Source organism: Pseudoalteromonas sp. SWYJZ19, from assembly GCF_015864375.1.
In the GTDB taxonomy this organism is placed as follows: domain Bacteria; phylum Pseudomonadota; class Gammaproteobacteria; order Enterobacterales; family Alteromonadaceae; genus Pseudoalteromonas; species Pseudoalteromonas arctica.
On record NZ_JADYXI010000003.1, the window covers coordinates 72,553 to 91,983 of the forward strand.

Here is a 19,431-nt window from a genome sequence, read left to right on the forward strand (position 1 = left end):
ATAGTTTTGGACAAATAAAGGAGAGCTTTAAGCATAACCCCTGCGATTATTTTTAGCTATATTTAGCGCATTATAATTGCCCGCTTATGCAATAGGATAAACATGACCTCTTTACAGCACATAATTAATCGCCGAGATTGGGAAAACCCAATTTCAGTACAAGTTAATCAAGTAAAAGCGCACAGCCCACTCAATGGATTTAAAAGCGTTGACCATGCCCGTACTAACACGCAATCGCAAAAACAAAGTTTAAACGGTCAGTGGGACTTTAAATTATTTGATAAACCCGAAGCGGTTGATGAATCGTTGCTAAGTGAAACACTAAACAGCAACTGGCAAAGTATTACAGTGCCTTCTAACTGGCAATTACACGGCTTTGATAAACCTATTTACTGTAATGTTAAGTACCCATTTGCAGTTAACCCGCCTTTTGTACCAAGCGATAACCCTACAGGCTGTTACCGCACTGAATTTAATATAAACGAAAGTCAGCTAACTCAGCGTAATCATATTATTTTTGAAGGCGTTAACTCGGCGTTTCACCTGTGGTGTAACGGACAATGGGTGGGTTATTCACAAGATAGCCGCTTACCGAGCGAGTTTGATTTAAGCGAACTGTTAGTTGCAGGCACTAACCTTATTGCCGTTATGGTTATTCGTTGGAGCGATGGCAGTTATTTAGAAGATCAGGACATGTGGTGGCTAAGCGGTATTTTTCGCGATGTTAACTTACTTACAAAACCACAAAATCAAATACGTGATGTGTTTATAACCCCCAATTTAGACGCTTGCTATCGCGATGCAACGCTACATATAAAAACGGCGATTAATGCGCCAAATAACTATCAAATAGCAGTGCAAGTTTTTGATGGCGAACAGGCGCTATGTGAGCCGCAAATTCAAAGTACTAACAATAAACGTGTTGATGAAAAAGGTGGTTGGAGCGATGTTGTATTTCAAACAATTGATATACAAAGCCCTAAAAAATGGACCGCCGAAACCCCATACTTATACCGCTGCGTTGTGAGTCTGCTTGATGAGCAAGGCAATACCATCGACGTTGAAGCTTATAACATTGGCTTTAGAAAAGTAGAAATGCTTAACGGGCAGCTTTGCTTAAACGGCAAACCGCTACTCATTCGCGGTGTTAACCGCCACGAACACCACCCAGAAAACGGCCATACAGTTACTACCGCCGATATGATTGAAGATATTAAGCTGATGAAGCAAAATAACTTTAATGCCGTGCGTACTGCTCACTACCCTAACCACCCTCGTTTTTACGAACTGTGTGACGAGCTAGGTTTATACGTAGTTGATGAAGCAAATATAGAAACCCATGGCATGTTTCCTATGGGGCGTTTAGCGAGCGATCCGCAGTGGGCTGGTGCATTTATGTCGCGTTATACGCAAATGGTTGAGCGCGATAAAAACCACGCCTCAATTATTATTTGGTCATTGGGCAACGAATGCGGACACGGCGCAAATCATGATGCTATGTACGGCTGGTCAAAAAGCTTTGACCCCTCTCGCCCAGTGCAATACGAAGGCGGCGGCGCAAATACAACGGCTACCGACATTATTTGCCCAATGTACGCCCGTGTAGATACCGATATTAAAGACGATGCGGTACCTAAATACTCTATTAAAAAGTGGCTAAGCCTACCAGGTGAAACTCGCCCGCTTATTTTATGTGAATACGCCCACGCTATGGGTAACAGCCTAGGTAGCTTTGACGATTACTGGCAAGCATTTAGAGAATACCCACGCCTACAAGGCGGCTTTATTTGGGATTGGGTAGACCAAGGTTTATCTAAAACAGACGAAAACGGCAAGCATTATTGGGCTTACGGCGGCGACTTTGGTGATGAACTAAATGACCGTCAATTTTGTATAAATGGCTTATTGTTCCCAGACCGCACGCCGCACCCTAGCCTGTTTGAAGCTAAATACAGCCAGCAACATTTACAATTTACACTGCGTGAGCAAAATCAAAACCAATACACCATTGATGTATTTAGCGATTACGTATTTAGACATACCGATAACGAAAAGCTTATTTGGCAGTTAATGCAAAATGGCATCTGTGTTGAGCAAGGCGAGCATGTACTTAATATTGCTCCGCAAAGTACGCACACGTTAACTATTAAAACTAAAACAGCGTTTGAGCAAGGTGCGCAATATTACCTTAATTTAGATGTAGCATTAGTTAACGACTCACACTTTGCAAACGCTAATCACGTTATGGATTCAGAGCAGTTTAAGCTTATAAATAGTAACAATTTAAGCAGTAAGTTATTTGTATCATCATCTGAGCAAAACGCTATAAGTGTTAGCGAAACCGACTCTCAACTAAGTATTGAAAACGATAAATTTAAACTTGTTTTTAGCAAGCAATCAGGGCTTATAGAGCAGTGGTTACAAAACGATACTCAGGTTATTAATAGCCCATTGGTTGATAACTTTTATCGCGCCCCACTTGATAACGACATTGGTGTAAGCGAAGTAGACAACCTAGATCCTAATGCATGGGAAGCTCGTTGGTTGCGTGCAGGTATAGGGCAATGGCAGCGCACATGTAGCTCAATTCACGCAGTGCAATCAAGCGTTGATATACGTATTACTTGTGTATTTAATTACGAGTTTAATGGCGTGCTACAGGCTCAAACACAGTGGTTATATACCCTCAATAATACTGGTAATATTAGCTTAAATGTTGAAGTGCACTTAAACGATACTCTGCCACCAATGCCGCGTATAGGGCTAAGTACAACGCTTAACAAGCAAAGCGATACAAAAATAAACTGGCTAGGTTTAGGGCCTTTTGAAAACTACCCAGATCGCAAAGCCGCAGCACGTTTAGGTTATTACAGCTTGAGCTTAAATGAGCTACATACACCGTATATATTCCCAACTGATAATGGCCTGCGTAGCGATTGCCAATTGCTGAGTATTAATAACTTAACCGTGACTGGCGCGTTTTTGTTTGCAGCCAGCGAGTATTCGCAAAGTACGCTAACGCAAGCAAAACACACTAACGAACTAATTGCTGATGATTGCGTACATGTACACATTGATCATCAACATATGGGTGTAGGTGGCGATGATTCATGGAGCCCTAGTACTCATAAAGAGTATTTACTTGAGCAAAAGCAGTACAGTTATTCTTTAACTTTTTCAGCTAAATAATTTAGTAGTTAACCTACAAAAATAGCGGCCAAATTGGCCGCTATTCTTCAATTAATAAACTCTATTTATTAGCTAGTTTTTTAGCTAATACGTTATCAAGCGAAAAGCTTCCCGCTCCTTGAATTGCTAAAACTATAGTTACTACAAGTAACGTTAATGCGTATTCATAGCCATTATTTGCCATAAATAAGCCATTACTAATATGTACGCTAAAAATAGCAATCAGCATAGTAAAGCCGGCAACTACAGCAGCTGGGCGAGTTAACAAACCAATTGCTAATGCAATGCCACCAAAAAACTCAGCGCTACCTGCCATCATTGCTAACCAATAGCCAGGCTCTAAACCAATACTTGCCATCCATTGACCTGTACCTTCAAGCCCGTAACCGCCAAACCAAGCAAATAGTTTTTGTGCACCATGCGCCGCTAAAATAAGGCCAACTGGTACTCGTAAAATTAATGCTGCTACGCCTGCTTTTGAGCTAAGTAATGTGTTTAGTAATTTCATGAGTTTAGTCCTGTTTTAATTTATTTAATCGTTAGATTTTTTCTAACCGTTGAGCACAGTTTACTATCATCATTCAAAAACATTAATACAGACTTTATTGGTTAATTAGCAACGCAGTATTTATAATCAACCATAAAAAAACCGCCAACCTAAAGGTTGGCGGTTTTTATTAACGCTAAAACTTAGTATATTTAAGTAAGCGCTTAGCTTTGAAAATTAAGCAACTGCTTGCTCTAAAATTTCGCGGCTTTCTTTAAGCGTAATAGCTTGGTTTTCACCAAGTGCTAGCATGCCGTGTGCTTCAAGTTTGCCAATAATATTGTCAATAGCAGCGGCTTTATCATCGCCATGTTCAGTAAGCTGGGTCGCTACGTCAAGGCTGTGGTAAAACGCTTCAATTGCTAAAATTGTTTTCTCAGCTAAGTCGTCAGATTGCTCAAGACCAAATACGTTTTTACCCATTTGCTCTAGTTTTGCTTTTTTAACTGCAAATTGGTTGCGCAGTAAAGAAGGCTGAACAATAGCAAGTGAGCGTGCATGGTCAACACCGTAAGCGGCTGTAAGCTCGTGGCCAATCATGTGCGTAGCCCAATCTTGCGATACACCAGAACCAATTAAACCATTAAGTGCTTGGTTTGCTGCCCACATAAGGTTTGCGCGCCATGCATCGTCTTGGTTTTCAAAGTTATCGCCTAATGTTTTAAGCGTTCTTAAAAGCGCCTCTGCGTAACCTTCTTGAACCAATGCTGTTTCAGGGAATGTTAGGTACTGCTCACACGTATGAACCCATGCATCTACTAAACCATTTACAAGTTGGCGCTGTGGTAATGTTTTCATTACATCAGGGTCCATAATCGCAAACTTAGGTTGTACCGCAGGAGACATAAACGGAAGTTTTTGTTTAGTCGCAGCTTTGCTCACAACAGAACCTTGGTTAGACTCAGAACCTGTAGCTGGAAGCGTAAGTACTGCCCCAATGGGTAATGCGCTAGTTACTTTATGCTTACCAGTAGGAATATCCCAACCTTCGCCATCGTAAACGGCAGATGCTGCAATGTATTTAACGCCGTCGATTACTGAACCGCCGCCTACACCTAGTACAAAGTCTATATCTTGTTCTTTACAAATTTTTACTGCTTGATCTAACACTTCAATTGTTGGGTTAGCGCCAACGCCCGAAAACTCAACCCAGTCAAAGCCTTCAAGTGCTGCTGCAACTTGGTCGTACACGCCGTTCTTTTTAATTGAACCGCCGCCGTACACTACAAGTACTTTTTGATCCTTTGCGATCAAATCAGTTAGTGAGGCAATTTGTTCTTGGCCGAACTGGATAAGTGTTGGGTTTACGTAGCTAAATTTCATTATTTTGCTCCTAGGTGACGGTTAAATACTAAATATAATGCTTAGTTACTAACTAAGCTAAACTTCAATGAGTGCATATTAGTGGCAAAACAAACATAAAAAAAGCCCAATAACTCGCAAAAGCTTGCCTAAAACTGTCAAGATTGATATTTTACGCAAAATTCGTACGATAGTAGAAGTTTTAATGTCCTCAATAGCCAACATGATGCAAAAATTTGCAGAGCACAATAATTTACTTAACTTTGAAGGCAACATGGAAACCATTATTCCAGGTGTGTACTTTCATCGTGCAAGTAAAAGCTCGCCGCGCCAACCACTTATATATAACTCAGGTATTATTATTGTTGGGCAAGGACATAAGATAATTCATTTTCCTGATCATCAAATAAAATATGGTGAAGGCGACTACCTTGTTTTAGGTGTACCTGTGCCACTTGAATGCGAAGCTTTTACCGATAACAACCTGCCTGTTATGGGGATTGTTATAGATATAAACCCGGTAATGTTACATAAATTAGTAAACCAAATTGGTACACATAAGCCATTCACCACTGGGCAAATGAGTGGGGTTCAATCGGCTAAAATAGATGGCGCAATGGAGCAAGTAACCCACCGTTTACTTAGCGTGCTTAATAACCCTATTGAGGCTGATGTTTTTGGCGAAGATATAGTAAAAGAATTGGTATATCGTGTACTTTGTGGTCCACAAGGACATACTTTAATAGGGCTTGCTATGCATGATGGGCATTATGCGCGTATCGCCCGTACGCTCTCAACTATGCACAGTAGTTATGCCAATCAAATTACAGTTGAGGGGTTGGCTGAAGATGTAAACATGAGCGTATCGTCGTTCCATCGTGCTTTTAGGCAAGTAACATTTGAGTCACCTTTGCAGTATTTAAAAAAAGTACGCTTAGCTAAGGCTAAAGAGCTTATAACCAGTAGTGGAAGCAAAGCCAACGAAGCCGCATTAAAGGTTGGCTATACCAGTCCATCGCAATTTAGCCGCGAATTTAAACGCCACTTTAATAAAACCCCCAGTGAAATGTTAATTCAACTACATAACTAGGTAATGGTTTTAGAGATGTAAATTAACCGAGAGAGTCAATCTTAAGCACTGCTTTTTTTGGTGTTTAGCAAAGCTTGCTTAGTAAATTGGCGATTAATAAGTTGGCTAAAAATAATAGTAAATAACGTTGAGAAAATGGCAGCTGTTGCGTTCACCTGCCAAATCATAAAGTTATGTTTTAACATAAACGCAATCACCGCAAAAAATACACACCCACCTAATGAACCAATAATACCGCCATTAAGAATTTTAAACGTTGAGGCTTGTTTGTCACTAAAATGGGCAACACTGCCCATTACCGCTAAAATAACCGGAAAGGTAGATATTAACCGGCTCCATGCAGACCCTATATGCTGCGATATAAACGTAACAAGCACGATAAAGCTCGTCACTAATATCATTTTTACCGGAAGCTCCCAGCGGGCATTTAATGGTTTTGCATCAACTGATATATTTAGCTTTGTAGAGATAATAGTTAAACCGAGTAAAATACAAAGCGAAACCACACTCGCCACAATAATATTCACTGGTAAAAATAAAGTAATAACGCTAAATACGCACCAAATACTCAACGCTGTAAAAAGCGATTTAAGCATTCCAAATCTTCGTGATACAACCAAGTAACTAAAACAAAATAAGCCTATACCGCTCATACCATAAAGAGAGGCCACCGCTGAGTTAGCTGCAAATAATTTACCTTGCTCTAATGCTATAAAATAAGAAATAGGCCCAGAGGTAATAGGCAAGCCAGGAATTATGCCGCTAACAAAACTACCAAAGCGTTTTTGGGCGAATGTTATTAGTAAAATAAGCAAAGGTGCAATTATGAGTTTAAGCAGCATAAATAACAATAAAGTATGAGAATTGAAATTAAGTCTACGTGTCTATACCTACATTGTAGAGTGAATAAAAATCATGTATGTAGCGTAATTTTTTTTACCTGTAAATATTAACTAATTTATCAAAACACTGATTAATAGTTATAAAAAAACCACTTATTAAAGTGGTTTTTTAGCTTAACTTAAACAACAGCATTTATACTTTTTTAAATAAAACCTCTGGATTTACCATGGTTTTCATTTCAAGCACATTGCCATTTGGATCTTCAATAAAAAACGTTTCTTGCTCAAACTCATCACCAATAAATCGGCGATATGGTTTATCTAAGTATTCAATACCCGCATCTTCAATACGTATTTTTAACCCGTTAAATTCATCTTCAGATAGGTGAATCCCAAAGTGAGGTACTGCCACAGCTCCCATATCTACATCATGGCGAACTGTTGGTAAGCGCTCAACACTCTGGTGCAAGGTAAGTTCATTACCCCAAAAATCTATATCTACCCAGCGACCTTCTTCACTGTTACCCGTTTTACAGCCTAGTACGTCACAATAAAACGCTTTAGCCACTTTTAAATCGCCAGCCGGAATAGCCAGATGTAAACAGTTAGACATAAATAACCCTTGGTTAACACTTTAATACATTAAATTATCGCCATTATACATAACTTGTGATTTATAGAACATTAACAGCGGCACTATTAAGCATATTTAATACCTAAAATCCGTTTAAAAAACACGTTTTTAAAGTTTGTAATTACTTATAACATTTATTTGTTAGAGAGTATTAGAAAGCGCAAAAGGATTAGTTTAAAATGCGCCGCTATGATTAAATTCTTATTTTTAAAATTCATCACTTTCTTTTTAGGCTTTGTAGCTTGCTTTGCTATGCACACTACTTTTGCATTACCTTTAGTGATTTCTGCTGCGCTAACGGGGCTTATTGGCTCGTTTATTCCTTTTCCTGCACTTTATAAAAACCATCCGTATGCTGCAATTTATGCTGGTAGCTTTGCAGGTATGTGTTCAACTCATTTAATTACCAGTTACTGGGAAATTGCTATTATTTCGCTTATTGGCTCAAGTTTGTATGTGCTTACTATGAATATGTTTACAGGTTTTGGTGGCAAGCTTGGCAGCGTAGCTTTTGCAAGCGTGGCACTTTTTGTATTAGCCAAAGGAATTGTATTATGAGTATTGAATATCCATTACTTGTACTGCTTGGGGCTTTTTTAACATTTTATTTAGCTAAGCATAGTCGCTTTGACGGGGTTAGAGCGTCGTCTTCACTTTCTATTATTGCTTATTTAATTTTTAGCGCTTTAAATTTGAACCCCGATTTATACGCAATTGTATTTTTTGGCGGCACATTTATAGGTATGAGCGCCCCACATCGATTTGGTATTTATACTGTAGCAAGCTCATCTATTTTATTTTCAATCTTATTTGAATTTCTTGTACCAAAACTTGACGGCTATGGCGGTGCATTAGGTATTAGTGCATTTTTATCTGTATGTATTTGCCATACTTGTATTTTATTAGGTGCCCCAAGAAGTAAAAAACCGCCACCAGTTCAATAAAAAGTGGAAACTAGGCTGATTTTTATCCTGACATTAACTTTAATATATTTAAAAATTAGAGTGTAAAATATTCATGTTTTAGCCTGTTCCTTTTTTCTGCAAGTCTGTTAGAATCTTCCGCGAACTTTATTTACCCTAAATAAAGACAATCATATATGGATTTATGAAAATGAAAAAACTAATCGCAGTAGCAGCTCTATCTTTACTTCCTTTCTCAAACGCAATGGCTGACCAAGATATTGGTTGTGGTCTTGGTTCTATGTTATTTGCTGGTCAGCAAGGTAAAGGCGTTAAAATTTTAGGCGCTACAACAAATGGTACATCTGGTAACCAAACTTTTGGTATCACTTTTGGTACTCTTGGTTGTGATGGTACTGGTACAGTAACTTCTTCAGAAAAAATCGCTTTATTCATTGACGGTAACATGGAGCAACTTGCTCGTGATATGTCAAAAGGTGAAGGCGAAACTTTAGCTACTCTAGCTGAAGCTTGGGGTGTTGCAGATCAAGATAAAGCAGCGTTCAATAAGCTTGCTCAAGCACAGTTCTCTTCAGTATTTACTTCTGAAAACGTGACTTCACAAACAGTTTTAGAAAACCTAAACACTGTTCTTGCAAGTAACGCACAACTTGCTTCTTATACTCTTTCTTAATCAGCTAAATTAGCCGGTTTTATACGTATAAATAAAGCCGCTGGAGTATTTCTCTAGCGGCTTTTGTAATTTAGTGATTATGAAAAAAATATTATTTGGTTTACTGCTCGCTCTTTTTAGTACTTACTCAAACGCTCAAAGTATTGAAACAAATACATTAGCAACACACCCTTACTGGCTTAAATTAGGTCACTACCGCTTGGCCACATTAGGTGATTGGAAAAGTGAAGTAGACAGTGCTGAGTTTTTTTTATCTCCTACAGGTAAAACAAGCCCATATGACGAACTTAAAGCCACTATAGCTGCATTTAGTGGTAAAAATACTGACCCAAAAACAACACAATATCGTTGTCAGTTTCCTGCACGTTATAAATGGCTAAAAACAAAAATTAAAAATAACTGGCCCGAACTTAATTGCCCAGAACTACAGGCGTGGCAAAAAATAATAAACCCTAAAGGGGTTACGTTAGTTTTTCCAACTGCATTTATGAATAGCCCATCATCAATGTTTGGCCACACTTTACTTCGTATTGATGCAAAAGATCAGACTCGCCATAAAGAGTTGCTCGCATTTGCCGTTAATTTTGCAGCAGAGCCAGACGGCTCAGATAACGCAGCTATGTATGCACTAAAAGGCTTGATTGGCAGCTACCCAGGTAAGTTTTCGCTTATGCCGTACTATAAAAAAGTACGCGAATATAATGACTTAGAATCTCGTGATATTTGGGAATACAAACTTAATTTATCAGAGCTACAGGTAGAGCTTATTTTATTGCACTTGTGGGAGCTACAATTAGCTACATTCGATTACTTTTTTATTGATGAAAACTGCTCTTACCAATTACTTGCATTATTACAACTTGCACAAGAGGACCTTGATTTAACATCGTCATTTAATATGCAAGCTATTCCATCAGATACCGTTGCAGTACTAAGAAATAACAACTTATTACAAACACCTAATTACCGCCCTGCTTTTGGAACTAAACTTTACCATTACTCTACTCAAATGACTGACGAACAACTTGATGATGCAAGAGAGTTAATGCAAGGTGGCTCCCTCAATACTCGTAATTACTCACAGTCGCAATTAGTCGCTATATTAGAAATGGCGTATGAATGGTTAAATTTTGAATTTTACGATAAAGCATTAAATCGTAAAGAAATTGCCCCGCGACTAACTAAGCTACTCCTAATGCGCAGCAAATATAATGTAGCTTCGCCATTTACTAAGCCAAACCGCCCTATTGCTTCCCCAGAGCAAGGTCATGGTTCTTCTAAAGTATCGCTAGGTAGGGTACAAAATAATAACCAAGCAAACCTTACAAATTTTGGTTATAGGCTTGCGTATCATGACTTACTAGATAGGCCTGAAGGTTTTATAGCGGGTGCACAAATTAGTTTTTTTGATTTGGAAGCCGCTATTACTGACGAAGGAAATGCAGATATCGAACATTTTTACTTATTAGATGCTATGTCGCTTGCACCCGATAACCGCGTATTTGATAGCTGGTCGTGGAACTTTAAAATGGGCTTTGACCGACAACCAAGTGACAATAAACGTTTAGGCCGCTTTTTTACAAAAGGAGGTTATGGTAAATCTTATGGCGATCCTAATAATCTGCACGGCTATATTCTTGGTCAATTTGAGCTAAATACAGGCGATATAACCGACCGACTTAGTACTGGAATAGGCAGCGAAGCCGGTGTAATTTGGCAAATAAACAATAAGCATAAACTCGCTTTGACTGGCAATATATTATGGCTAACTGATAACGCAGCAAGTAAGCACAGCGAAATAGCTATAACATGGAATTACGCTGTTTCTCGCAATGTATCGCTGCGCAGCAAAGTACAGCATGCTCAATGGCATAGCCATAATTCATCAATGAGTTTAGCTATGCAGTTTTACTTTTAACTTTTAACTTTTTCAATATTATTTATATTTAATGCTACTTGTAGGGTAGCCAAATAGTACTCTACATTTAGCTTTTATTCCCGATGCCTTATAAACACTTTTCAATAAGTGCTCCCACTGATGAAACGTAATAACGACTGGGTTATTGCTATTAAGCTGCCCTATAATGCCGTATTTACAAGGCTTTGATTTATCTTCTTCTACAAAGGTGCCAAATAACTTATCCCAAATAATAAGTACACCTGCAAAGTTTTTATCAAGGTAACCTGCATTTATTGCGTGATGAACTCGGTGATGCGAAGGCGTATTAAATACTTTTTCAAACCAGCCTAACTTACCCACTATTTGAGTATGTACAAAAAATTGATACGCCAAATTTAATGCAACCACGCTAAATACTGTTAGCGGTTCAAATCCAATTAAAATCATAGGTAGCCAAAACACCCACATACCGGCTACGGGGTACATTAAGCTTTGCCTAAATGCGGTGGTGAAATTCATTTTAGTTGAGCTATGGTGCACCACATGTGCAGCCCACAACCAATGAATATGATGCGATGCTTTATGAAACCAATAATACAAAAAATCTTGCAGTAAAAATGCAAATGCAATACTTAATACACTCACTTCAATATCAAACAATCTATAGTCATACAACCAATTAAATAAAGGCATTAACAGCAGTAACGCAATAGCATCTGCGCCTTGGTGTAATAGCGCTAACACTGTATTTGCTAGGCTATCTTTTATGTCGTAATAGCGCTTAAACTTAATAAACTCAGAGCAAACAAATATCAAAAATAATGGGCTCAGAGCGAGTAAAATAATTTCTGAGTTCATGCTTTACCCGCCAAAAAATAATTATTTAAATTGTTTAACGCTTGGGTTATATCTTTTGTAATAACATATTTAAGTAATGCATTTGGCATCCACCATGGAGCTGAGCAGCTTATGCAATAGTTAAGTTCGGTAACTAAAGTATTGATGTCTTTATTTGCAGTGAGGTATATATCGCCTCGATGATTAGCTACTGGTTTATCGCCTACTATTTGGTAACTGATCTGATTTTGATCGGCACTGATTATTTGCTCTGAAAACGTTATTTTACCTATTTTCACTTGCCTAACAGATCCTTTTCCGCCTTCTATTTGCCCTTCGTCTTGTGCTTGTAGCAGCGTAAATTTGGCATTAAAAAATCGATGCAACTGTTGATGATCCAACAGTGTGCTTATTATTTGTTTTGGCTGTGCATTAAGCGTTTGTTTTATTGTTATAAGTATCATTTTTACAGCAAGAGGTTATTAGGCATTCAACTAGCATATAAAAATTTAACGTGGCAAACTTGCTAATACACGACTATTTTTTAGCTTTAGATGACAAATGCACACATTGGCTGATCATTACTTTTCAAGTATTCTTGATTACTTACAAGCGCAAGGCATTAGTACTAAAACGGCTTTGCACGCTATTAACTTTGACGAATTTAGTAATCAACGTACCCATCAATTAGCGCCGCGTATTAGTTTAAATAGTTACAATGCTTTATTAGTTTATGGCAAGAAAACACTTAACGATCCTCTTTTTGGTTTTACCCTAGGTCAGCAAATTCGCACTGCTGACTACGGCGTTTTAGGTTACTTGATTGAATCAAGCGATAACTTAAGCAGTGCCATTAAAGCATTGTTAAGCTACGACAGCTTGGTGGCTGATATTGGTAAAGCCAAGTTTGAACTAAATACTGATACAGCAACTATTCGTTGGATTGCTCACCAAAGTTGTAATGAGCATGTTGTTTTACGAAACATGACCGCGTGGGTAAGTGTGATTCGCCAGTTAATAAATTTAACGCTTTCGCCAAGTAGTATTAGTTTCACTTATAATTGGTTGCCATCGCAAAGGCGCGCCCTTGAATCATGGTTTAAATGCCCTGTAAAAAGCAGTGCTGAATATAATCAAATTAGCTTTCCGAGCCATTATTTAACGCTGCCCTTTAAAACCGATAATGCCATTATTAATTCTACTTTCAAGCAATTGTCAGAGCAGCAACTCTCTAACTTTAAAAGCCAGCAGTGTATTGACGATAAAGTTAATCAGTTACTTACAGCTAAAACTACCTTGCAAAACTGCAACCTAATAGGCATAGCTGATGCGCTTAATTTAACACCCCGAACGCTACAACGACGCTTAAAACAACAAGACTTAACCTTTGCTCAGCTACTTGAAAAAGAACGTAAAAAACGTGCAGATACATTAATAGCCAGCATGCCACTTGCTGATTTATCTAATATTTTAGGATTTAAAGATCAAAGCTCTTTTAATCGAGCTTTTTTACGCTGGCATAAATGCTCGCCATTACAATTTATAAAATACAAAACAGCAAGAACAGCCAAGTAAGTGCAAATTATTTACGTTATATAAACATAATATATATATGTTTTAGTTAATACTCTCTACACTAGGTGTATTATTGCTCTAAAAGATTTTTTATGTTTTTGCGTGTTTTATTAAGTGCTTTTGTATTTATTTTATATAGCCCCCTGTGTAACGCCGATTCGGTTACTTTTATAGCTGAAGACCTTCCTCCTTATCACTTTAAAAATCAGCAAGGTGAAGTAAGCGGCGCTTTAGTCGACATTGCCAAAGCAGTTGTGAAGCAAACAAACTTAACCGCTAATTTTGAAATAATGCCTATGGCCCGCGTTTTTAAGGAGCATCAAACAAATACCAACGCCATAATGTTGTCTTTGTTAAAAACCCCAGAGCGGATTAATAAATATACGTGGTTAGGCGAAGTGTATTTTGCAGATGCTTATTTAATTAGCTTAAAAAGCCATGTAGATGAAGTTGTTCACTTAAATTTTGCTAAAGAGTATAAAGTAGCAACCATTCGTGGCTACCTGAGCGAAGCCTACTTAAAGCAAAAAGGCTTTACCGAAAATAACAATTTAATACTGGTCAGTTACTATAATCAACTTTGGCAAATGCTTTATAAAAACCGGATCGACTTTGTAGTAACTAATACACTTACACTTAATAACGAGCTAAAAAGCCTAGGACTCGATCCTAGCCTAATAACAAAACGAATTCATTTAAGCGATCTTCCCTCTTCACTTAATTTTGCAGCAAGTAATCAACTTAATCCTAAAACAGCTAAAGCACTCTCTGACGCATTAAGTAACATTAAAGAAAATGGTGAATACCATGCCATTTTAAACAAGTGGCAACTTTTATTACCAAACACGACTAACATGCAGCACTAACCATAGTTAAAGCCCGACATTAGTTATTGGCAGTGGTTATTTAGTTATTTGCTAAACGCTGCAAAGCAAACTACAAAGTTAAAAATCTCCTCTCCCCCCAAAAAATAGACTGCGCCTTAGCGCCAAAATCTACGTTATACATCACTAAATGAATAGCCAAGCACATAAAAAACACATACCGCAAACACTTCCATAAAAGCCGTTAAAAAACACCCAAACCAAATTGGTATAACAAAAAAATCATTTAAAAAATATTTAATTTTACTAATTGGTAAGTTTTAATTGTTAAATTGGTATGCTAGATTGAGATTAAGCGATGCCTGTACCGCACAATTTTTACTTCATCACACAGAGACAATAATGATAAAAAATACATCCACATTTAAACTTACGGCTTTAGCCGTTATCACCCCTTTACTTTTTACCGCTTGTTCAAGTACCCAAAGCACTAATCAGCAAAGCGATGCGCCAGTACCTGCAACAAAGTTTGATTTATCTCACTGGAAAATAAATGTACCAGTTGATTTAAACAACGACGGTAAAATTGATGAAATAGATGTAGAAGAAATTCAGACTTACGCACACCCTGATTTTTTCTACCTTGATGAAAAAGGCTACATGGTATTTACCTCCCCTAATAAAGCGCTTACAAGTGCTAACTCTACTAATACCCGTAGTGAACTTAGACAGATGATCCGTGGATCAAATACTAAAATTAAAACTAAACATTCTAAAAACAATTTTGCTTTAGCTGTTCACCCGCTATCTGACCGATTTGGCTCTGTTGGTGGAAAAATGGAAGCAACATTAAAAGTAGATCACGTTGCGCTACGTGCGACTGATCCTGATAAAAAAGCAGCTTACTCGGTTGTTGTAGGACAAATTCACGCGGGTAAAGATCAGGCACTTATTGATACCAAGCTTGGTTATGGCTGGGGCAATGAGCCACTTAAAATATATTACAAAAAATGGCCAGGACACAAAACAGGCTCAGTTTTTTGGAACTACGAACGTAACTTAGCTAAAACGAATCCTGACCGTACAGACATTACTTACCCTGTTTGGGGTAATACATGGGAAAACCCTAACGAGCCAGGCAACGCCGGTATTTCACTAGGTGAAGAATTTAGCTACACGGTAAATGTGTATAAAAATGTTATGCACCTTACATTTAGCGCACAAGGCAAAGAAGACGTTAACTACTCTATTAACTTAGGTAATAACGTAGATGCTTATGGCAAAGTGGACGAAAAAGATCATCCACATGGCTACGCAGCAGATTGGCATTACTTTAAAGCCGGCGCTTATAACCAATGTAGTACTAAAAGCGCGAAAGGTATTTGGTACCCAGGTTGTTTAGGTACTGGCGATTGGTCTACAGATAAACAAAATGGCGATTACGCTCAAGTAAGCTTTAGTAAACTAGAGTTAAGTCCAGCGACACCGCCAACAAAATAACTAGGCTAGTACAGCCTCAGATAAGTAATTTTTTAGTGATGTAAACAGTGGCGTTGGTAGATTATTAATATCGCACCAGCGCCACTTTAAACATTTATTAGGCTCTTTAAGTTCAGGCTCTCCGCCTTCAAAGTCAGCTTTTACATACAACGTAATATAGTGTTTGCTCTCTGCTGTAAAAATATCATTGGTAAAATCAAGCTTAGTAATTTTACTTACCTTTAAACCTGTTTCTTCAAACACTTCTCGTATTGCACATTGCTCAACACTTTCACCAAACTCTAAATGCCCACCAGGTGTTGCCCATGTATTAGCACCATGCGCGCCAATACGCTCACCTAGTAAAATTGTGTTTTGATGCTTTATGATAACCGCAACCCCTACTCTTACTACGTTACTCATATCGTGTTTTCTCTTGTTTTTACTGCCCGCCATGCTGAACCACACACTTTGTATTGTCAATTTTGTATTTTTAAAACCAGTGCATTGATTAACTTTTAGCCGACCAAGGTCGAATAGCTTGCTTGCTAAAAAAAGCCTACATTTTGTAAGGTCTCTCACACACAAATTTAGTTTTAGGAGCCTTACATGTCAGGCAAATATAAACAGCAATATAATGCCTTTAAAAAAAACCCAGCCCAATTTTGGCTCGAACAAAGTAAAAATATTCCATGGTATAAAACCCCCACAAAAGCATACACACAAGACGACGACGGGCTTTATCATTGGTTTAGTGACGGGCAATTAAACACCAGTTTTTTAGCGCTAGACCAGCATGTTATTGCCGGGTTTGGCGAGCAAACTGCACTGATTTACGACTCCCCAGTCACTAATACAAAGCAAACTTATAGCTACTCACAACTACAACAAGAAGTTGCTAAATTTGCAGGCGTAATACAATCGTTAGGTGTTACAAAAGGCGACCGCGTTGTTATTTACATGCCAATGATCCCACAAGCTGTTATTGGTATGTTGGCGTGCGCTCGTCTTGGTGCTATTCATTCGGTGGTATTTGGTGGGTTTGCTGCACACGAATTAGCAGTACGCATTGATGATGCCAAGCCCAAACTTATACTTAGCGCCTCATGCGGTGTTGAAGTAAACAGCATTATTGAATACAAACCACTTATTGATAACGCAATAGACTTAGCTACGCACAAAGTAGAACACTGCGTTATTTATCAGCGTCCACAAGTCACCGCCACTCTTAAGCCTAAACGAGACATAGATTGGACTCAGGCAATGCAAACAGCTGCAATCGCAGATCCGGTGCCTGTAAATGGTAACGATCCGCTTTATATTTTATATACCTCAGGCACGACAGGCACACCCAAAGGCGTAGTGCGCGAAAATGGTGGTCACGCAGTGGCAATGCAATACAGCATGGAAACCGTTTATGGTATGAAGCCCGGCGACGTATTTTGGGCAGCGTCTGACATTGGCTGGGTAGTTGGGCACTCTTATATAGTTTACGCGCCGCTAATGTATCGCTGCGCGACCGTATTATATGAAGGTAAACCGGTTAAAACCCCCGACGCCAGTGCATTTTGGCGCGTGGTTGAAGAGTATAAAGTAAATGCATTATTTAGTGCCCCCACCGCCTTTAGAGCAATCAAAAAAGAAGATCCAAATGCCGATGGTTTTAATCAATACGATACCTCAAGCTTAAAACGTTTATTTTTAGCAGGCGAGCGGTTAGATCCTCCCACTTACGAGTGGCTTAAAGAAAAAACCAAACTGCCAGTGCTCGATCATTGGTGGCAAACCGAAACTGGCTGGGCTATTGCTTGTAACCCTGTAGGGCTTGAGTACTTAGCAACAAAACCTGGCAGCTCTACCGTGCCTACTCCAGGTTTTGATGTGCGAATATTGGATATGGATGGCAATGAATGCGCAGCTAACGAGCAAGGCGCCGTGGTAATTAAACTGCCCCTTCCACCGGGTTGCCTTCCAACCATTTGGCAAGATACCGCTCGTTTTAAAGCAAGCTACCTAAATGAATACGAAGGTTATTATTTATCTGGTGATGGTGGTTATATTGATGAAGACGGCTACCTATTTATTATGGGCAGAACCGACGACGTTATAAATGTAGCAGGACATAGGCTTTCTACTGGCGAAATGGAAGAAATAGTAGCTGCGCACCCCGCCGTTGCCGAATGCGCTGTTTTTGGTGTAAACGATCCTCTTAAAGGACAACTCCCTATGGGAATGATTGTGCTTAAAAATGATTTTATGGGCTCAAGTACCGACGTAGAACAAGCGCTTGTTTTAAGTGTTCGTAATCAGATTGGCGCTATTGCGTGCCTTAAAAATATAGTTAGCGTAGATAGGTTGCCCAAAACACGCTCGGGTAAAATACTGCGTAAAAATTTGCGCCAACTGGTTGATGGCGAAGAGCTACAAATACCTTCAACCATAGACGACGCGAGTATCTTTGAAGAAATAAACCAACAACTAACACAAAGATAAACCCAACCAACCTATCTAAAGCCATTTTTATAATGGCTTTTTATTTGATCCTTTTACTTAAGTTTAGGTTTAAGCTTTAATTAAACAAATCACTGAAATTTTTTACAGTTTTATGCTTTCTTCTTTTAATAGCGTTATTAATTTAATCAATTTTAAAAGGAATGGTGTATGCCCCGCTTGCTACAAAAACTATTAACTACAGCCTTGTTATTTATAGGCTTTGCCACACAAGCCTTTGAGATTGAAGACTTAGGCGATGGCTTACACCGCTTTATAGACGACAGACACCGCTCAGTATTTTTAATCACTCCTGAGGGCGCAATTGTTACCGACCCGCTTAATAAAAAAGCCGCCACCTGGTTAAACGAGCAAATTAAAACTCGCTATAACGTACCGATAAAATATGTAATTTACAGCCATAATCACAGCGATCATATTTACGGCGCCGAGGTATTTAAAAGCCCGCACACCACTTTTGTAGCGCATAAACTCGCCGCGCAAGATATTAAAAACACACAAATGAAAACGGTAATGCCCAGCCTTACTTTTGATGACGAGCTACTGCTTACCCTTGGTGATTCCACAGTAAAGCTTAACTACCATGGTCCAAACGATGGTCGTGGTTCGGTTAGTATATTATTCGAAAAGCAAAAAACACTATTTATAGTTGATTGGATCGTTATTGGCAGAATGCCGTGGCAAAAGCTGTGGAGTTACGATATTCAAGGCATGATTAACTCAACCCAAGCGGTACTCAAATATGACTTTAATACTTTTGTAGGCGGACATGCCGATATTGGCAGCAAGGCTGATGTAGCGCGCTATTTAACTTATATAGAGCTTTTATATAGCCAAGTAACAGCAGGCGTTTTAGCTGGTAATACGCTTGACGAAATTAAACAAAATGTAAAATTAGACCAATTTAGTGACTTTAAACAGTTTGATGTATGGTTACCACTTAACATAGAGGGCGTGTACGAGCGTTTAATGGAAGAGTCTGGTATGGGTTGGCGCAGCGATTTATAAGTGTGAACTCAGCGGACTAAGCTCTGAGCTCTAAACTCAATATTATAAGCATTGGTATTGGCGTATTTAACGCAGTACCAATGTACCTATTAATTAG

At 38.6% G+C, this 19,431-nt stretch carries 18 protein-coding genes; 11 read left to right on the forward strand and 7 right to left on the reverse strand.

Features of this window, described 5'->3' with window-relative positions; translation table 11 throughout:
• The first annotated feature begins 102 nt into the window (after window positions 1–102).
• Complete coding sequence (locus I6F45_RS04050) at window positions 103–3,189, forward strand: beta-galactosidase (protein WP_197159730.1); 3,087 nt, start codon at window positions 103–105, stop codon at window positions 3,187–3,189.
• A 61-nt stretch (window positions 3,190–3,250) separates the two neighbouring features.
• Here the strand turns inward: I6F45_RS04050 and I6F45_RS04055 are convergent, their stop codons facing one another.
• Both I6F45_RS04055 and I6F45_RS04060 read right to left on the reverse strand, forming a co-directional pair.
• A complete protein-coding gene (locus I6F45_RS04055; RefSeq protein ID WP_165742341.1) occupies window positions 3,251–3,697 on the reverse strand; it encodes a DoxX family protein in 447 nt (148 codons plus the stop codon).
• Between the two features lie 216 nt (window positions 3,698–3,913).
• Entirely contained in the window at window positions 3,914–5,059 is a 1,146-nt protein-coding gene (locus I6F45_RS04060) for an iron-containing alcohol dehydrogenase (RefSeq protein ID WP_165741855.1), read from the reverse strand.
• A 184-nt stretch (window positions 5,060–5,243) separates the two neighbouring features.
• Here I6F45_RS04060 and I6F45_RS04065 point away from each other — a divergent pair, with 184 nt between their 5' ends.
• Complete coding sequence (locus I6F45_RS04065) at window positions 5,244–6,128, forward strand: AraC family transcriptional regulator (RefSeq protein WP_024589735.1); 885 nt, start codon at window positions 5,244–5,246, stop codon at window positions 6,126–6,128.
• Window positions 6,129–6,169: 41 nt separating this feature from the next.
• Here the strand turns inward: I6F45_RS04065 and I6F45_RS04070 are convergent, their stop codons facing one another.
• Complete coding sequence (locus tag I6F45_RS04070; RefSeq protein WP_231609608.1) at window positions 6,170–6,970, reverse strand: hypothetical protein; 801 nt, start codon at window positions 6,968–6,970, stop codon at window positions 6,170–6,172.
• A gap of 193 nt (window positions 6,971–7,163) precedes the next feature.
• A complete protein-coding gene (locus tag I6F45_RS04075) occupies window positions 7,164–7,583 on the reverse strand; it encodes a VOC family protein (protein WP_007587216.1) in 420 nt (139 codons plus the stop codon).
• A 273-nt stretch (window positions 7,584–7,856) separates the two neighbouring features.
• On the opposite strand from I6F45_RS04075, the gene I6F45_RS04080 reads away from it, so the two are divergent.
• From I6F45_RS04080 to I6F45_RS04095, 4 genes are all read left to right on the forward strand, one after another.
• Window positions 7,857–8,162, forward strand: a complete 306-nt coding sequence (locus I6F45_RS04080) for a hypothetical protein (protein ID WP_024594103.1) — start codon at window positions 7,857–7,859, stop codon at window positions 8,160–8,162.
• Window positions 8,159–8,548 carry a hypothetical protein gene (locus tag I6F45_RS04085; RefSeq protein WP_007587227.1) on the forward strand — a complete coding sequence of 130 codons (390 nt, stop codon included), beginning with the start codon at window positions 8,159–8,161 and terminating at the stop codon, window positions 8,546–8,548. The genes I6F45_RS04080 and I6F45_RS04085 overlap by 4 nt, the downstream gene beginning before the upstream one ends.
• A gap of 169 nt (window positions 8,549–8,717) precedes the next feature.
• Window positions 8,718–9,200 (forward strand): DUF3015 domain-containing protein, encoded by a 483-nt coding sequence (locus I6F45_RS04090; protein WP_024589733.1) that lies wholly within the window; start codon window positions 8,718–8,720, stop codon window positions 9,198–9,200.
• Window positions 9,201–9,279: 79 nt separating this feature from the next.
• Complete coding sequence (locus I6F45_RS04095; RefSeq protein ID WP_165741397.1) at window positions 9,280–11,118, forward strand: Lnb N-terminal periplasmic domain-containing protein; 1,839 nt, start codon at window positions 9,280–9,282, stop codon at window positions 11,116–11,118.
• An 18-nt stretch (window positions 11,119–11,136) separates the two neighbouring features.
• Here the strand turns inward: I6F45_RS04095 and I6F45_RS04100 are convergent, their stop codons facing one another.
• The gene (locus I6F45_RS04100) at window positions 11,137–11,958 is read right to left on the reverse strand and encodes a sterol desaturase family protein (RefSeq protein ID WP_165727284.1); all 822 of its coding nucleotides are present in this window, start codon (window positions 11,956–11,958) and stop codon (window positions 11,137–11,139) included.
• The gene (locus I6F45_RS04105; RefSeq protein WP_165741396.1) at window positions 11,955–12,401 is read right to left on the reverse strand and encodes an SRPBCC family protein; all 447 of its coding nucleotides are present in this window, start codon (window positions 12,399–12,401) and stop codon (window positions 11,955–11,957) included. The genes I6F45_RS04100 and I6F45_RS04105 overlap by 4 nt, the downstream gene beginning before the upstream one ends.
• Window positions 12,402–12,498: 97 nt before the next feature.
• Here I6F45_RS04105 and I6F45_RS04110 point away from each other — a divergent pair, with 97 nt between their 5' ends.
• The 3 genes from I6F45_RS04110 to I6F45_RS04120 all read left to right on the forward strand — a co-directional run bounded on the left by I6F45_RS04110 (window position 12,499) and on the right by I6F45_RS04120 (window position 15,836).
• Entirely contained in the window at window positions 12,499–13,512 is a 1,014-nt protein-coding gene (locus I6F45_RS04110) for an AraC family transcriptional regulator (RefSeq protein ID WP_165741395.1), read from the forward strand.
• Window positions 13,513–13,604: 92 nt separating this feature from the next.
• Window positions 13,605–14,378, forward strand: coding sequence for a substrate-binding periplasmic protein (locus I6F45_RS04115; protein WP_165741394.1), 774 nt, complete (start codon window positions 13,605–13,607; stop codon window positions 14,376–14,378).
• A 360-nt stretch (window positions 14,379–14,738) separates the two neighbouring features.
• Window positions 14,739–15,836 (forward strand): polysaccharide lyase family 7 protein, encoded by a 1,098-nt coding sequence (locus tag I6F45_RS04120; RefSeq protein WP_165742133.1) that lies wholly within the window; start codon window positions 14,739–14,741, stop codon window positions 15,834–15,836.
• Here I6F45_RS04120 and I6F45_RS04125 read toward each other — a convergent pair whose 3' ends face one another.
• Window positions 15,837–16,238 (reverse strand): nucleotide triphosphate diphosphatase NUDT15, encoded by a 402-nt coding sequence (locus tag I6F45_RS04125; RefSeq protein ID WP_165727319.1) that lies wholly within the window; start codon window positions 16,236–16,238, stop codon window positions 15,837–15,839.
• Window positions 16,239–16,424: 186 nt separating this feature from the next.
• Between I6F45_RS04125 and I6F45_RS04130 the strand changes: the two genes are divergently transcribed.
• Together I6F45_RS04130 and I6F45_RS04135 are read left to right on the forward strand one after the other, a co-directional pair.
• Window positions 16,425–18,308, forward strand: a complete 1,884-nt coding sequence (locus tag I6F45_RS04130) for a propionyl-CoA synthetase (RefSeq protein ID WP_197159732.1) — start codon at window positions 16,425–16,427, stop codon at window positions 18,306–18,308.
• A 168-nt stretch (window positions 18,309–18,476) separates the two neighbouring features.
• Window positions 18,477–19,334: an MBL fold metallo-hydrolase gene (locus I6F45_RS04135; RefSeq protein WP_165741072.1), complete on the forward strand. Its 858-nt coding sequence runs from the start codon at window positions 18,477–18,479 to the stop codon at window positions 19,332–19,334.
• The last annotated feature ends 97 nt before the right edge of the window (window positions 19,335–19,431 follow it).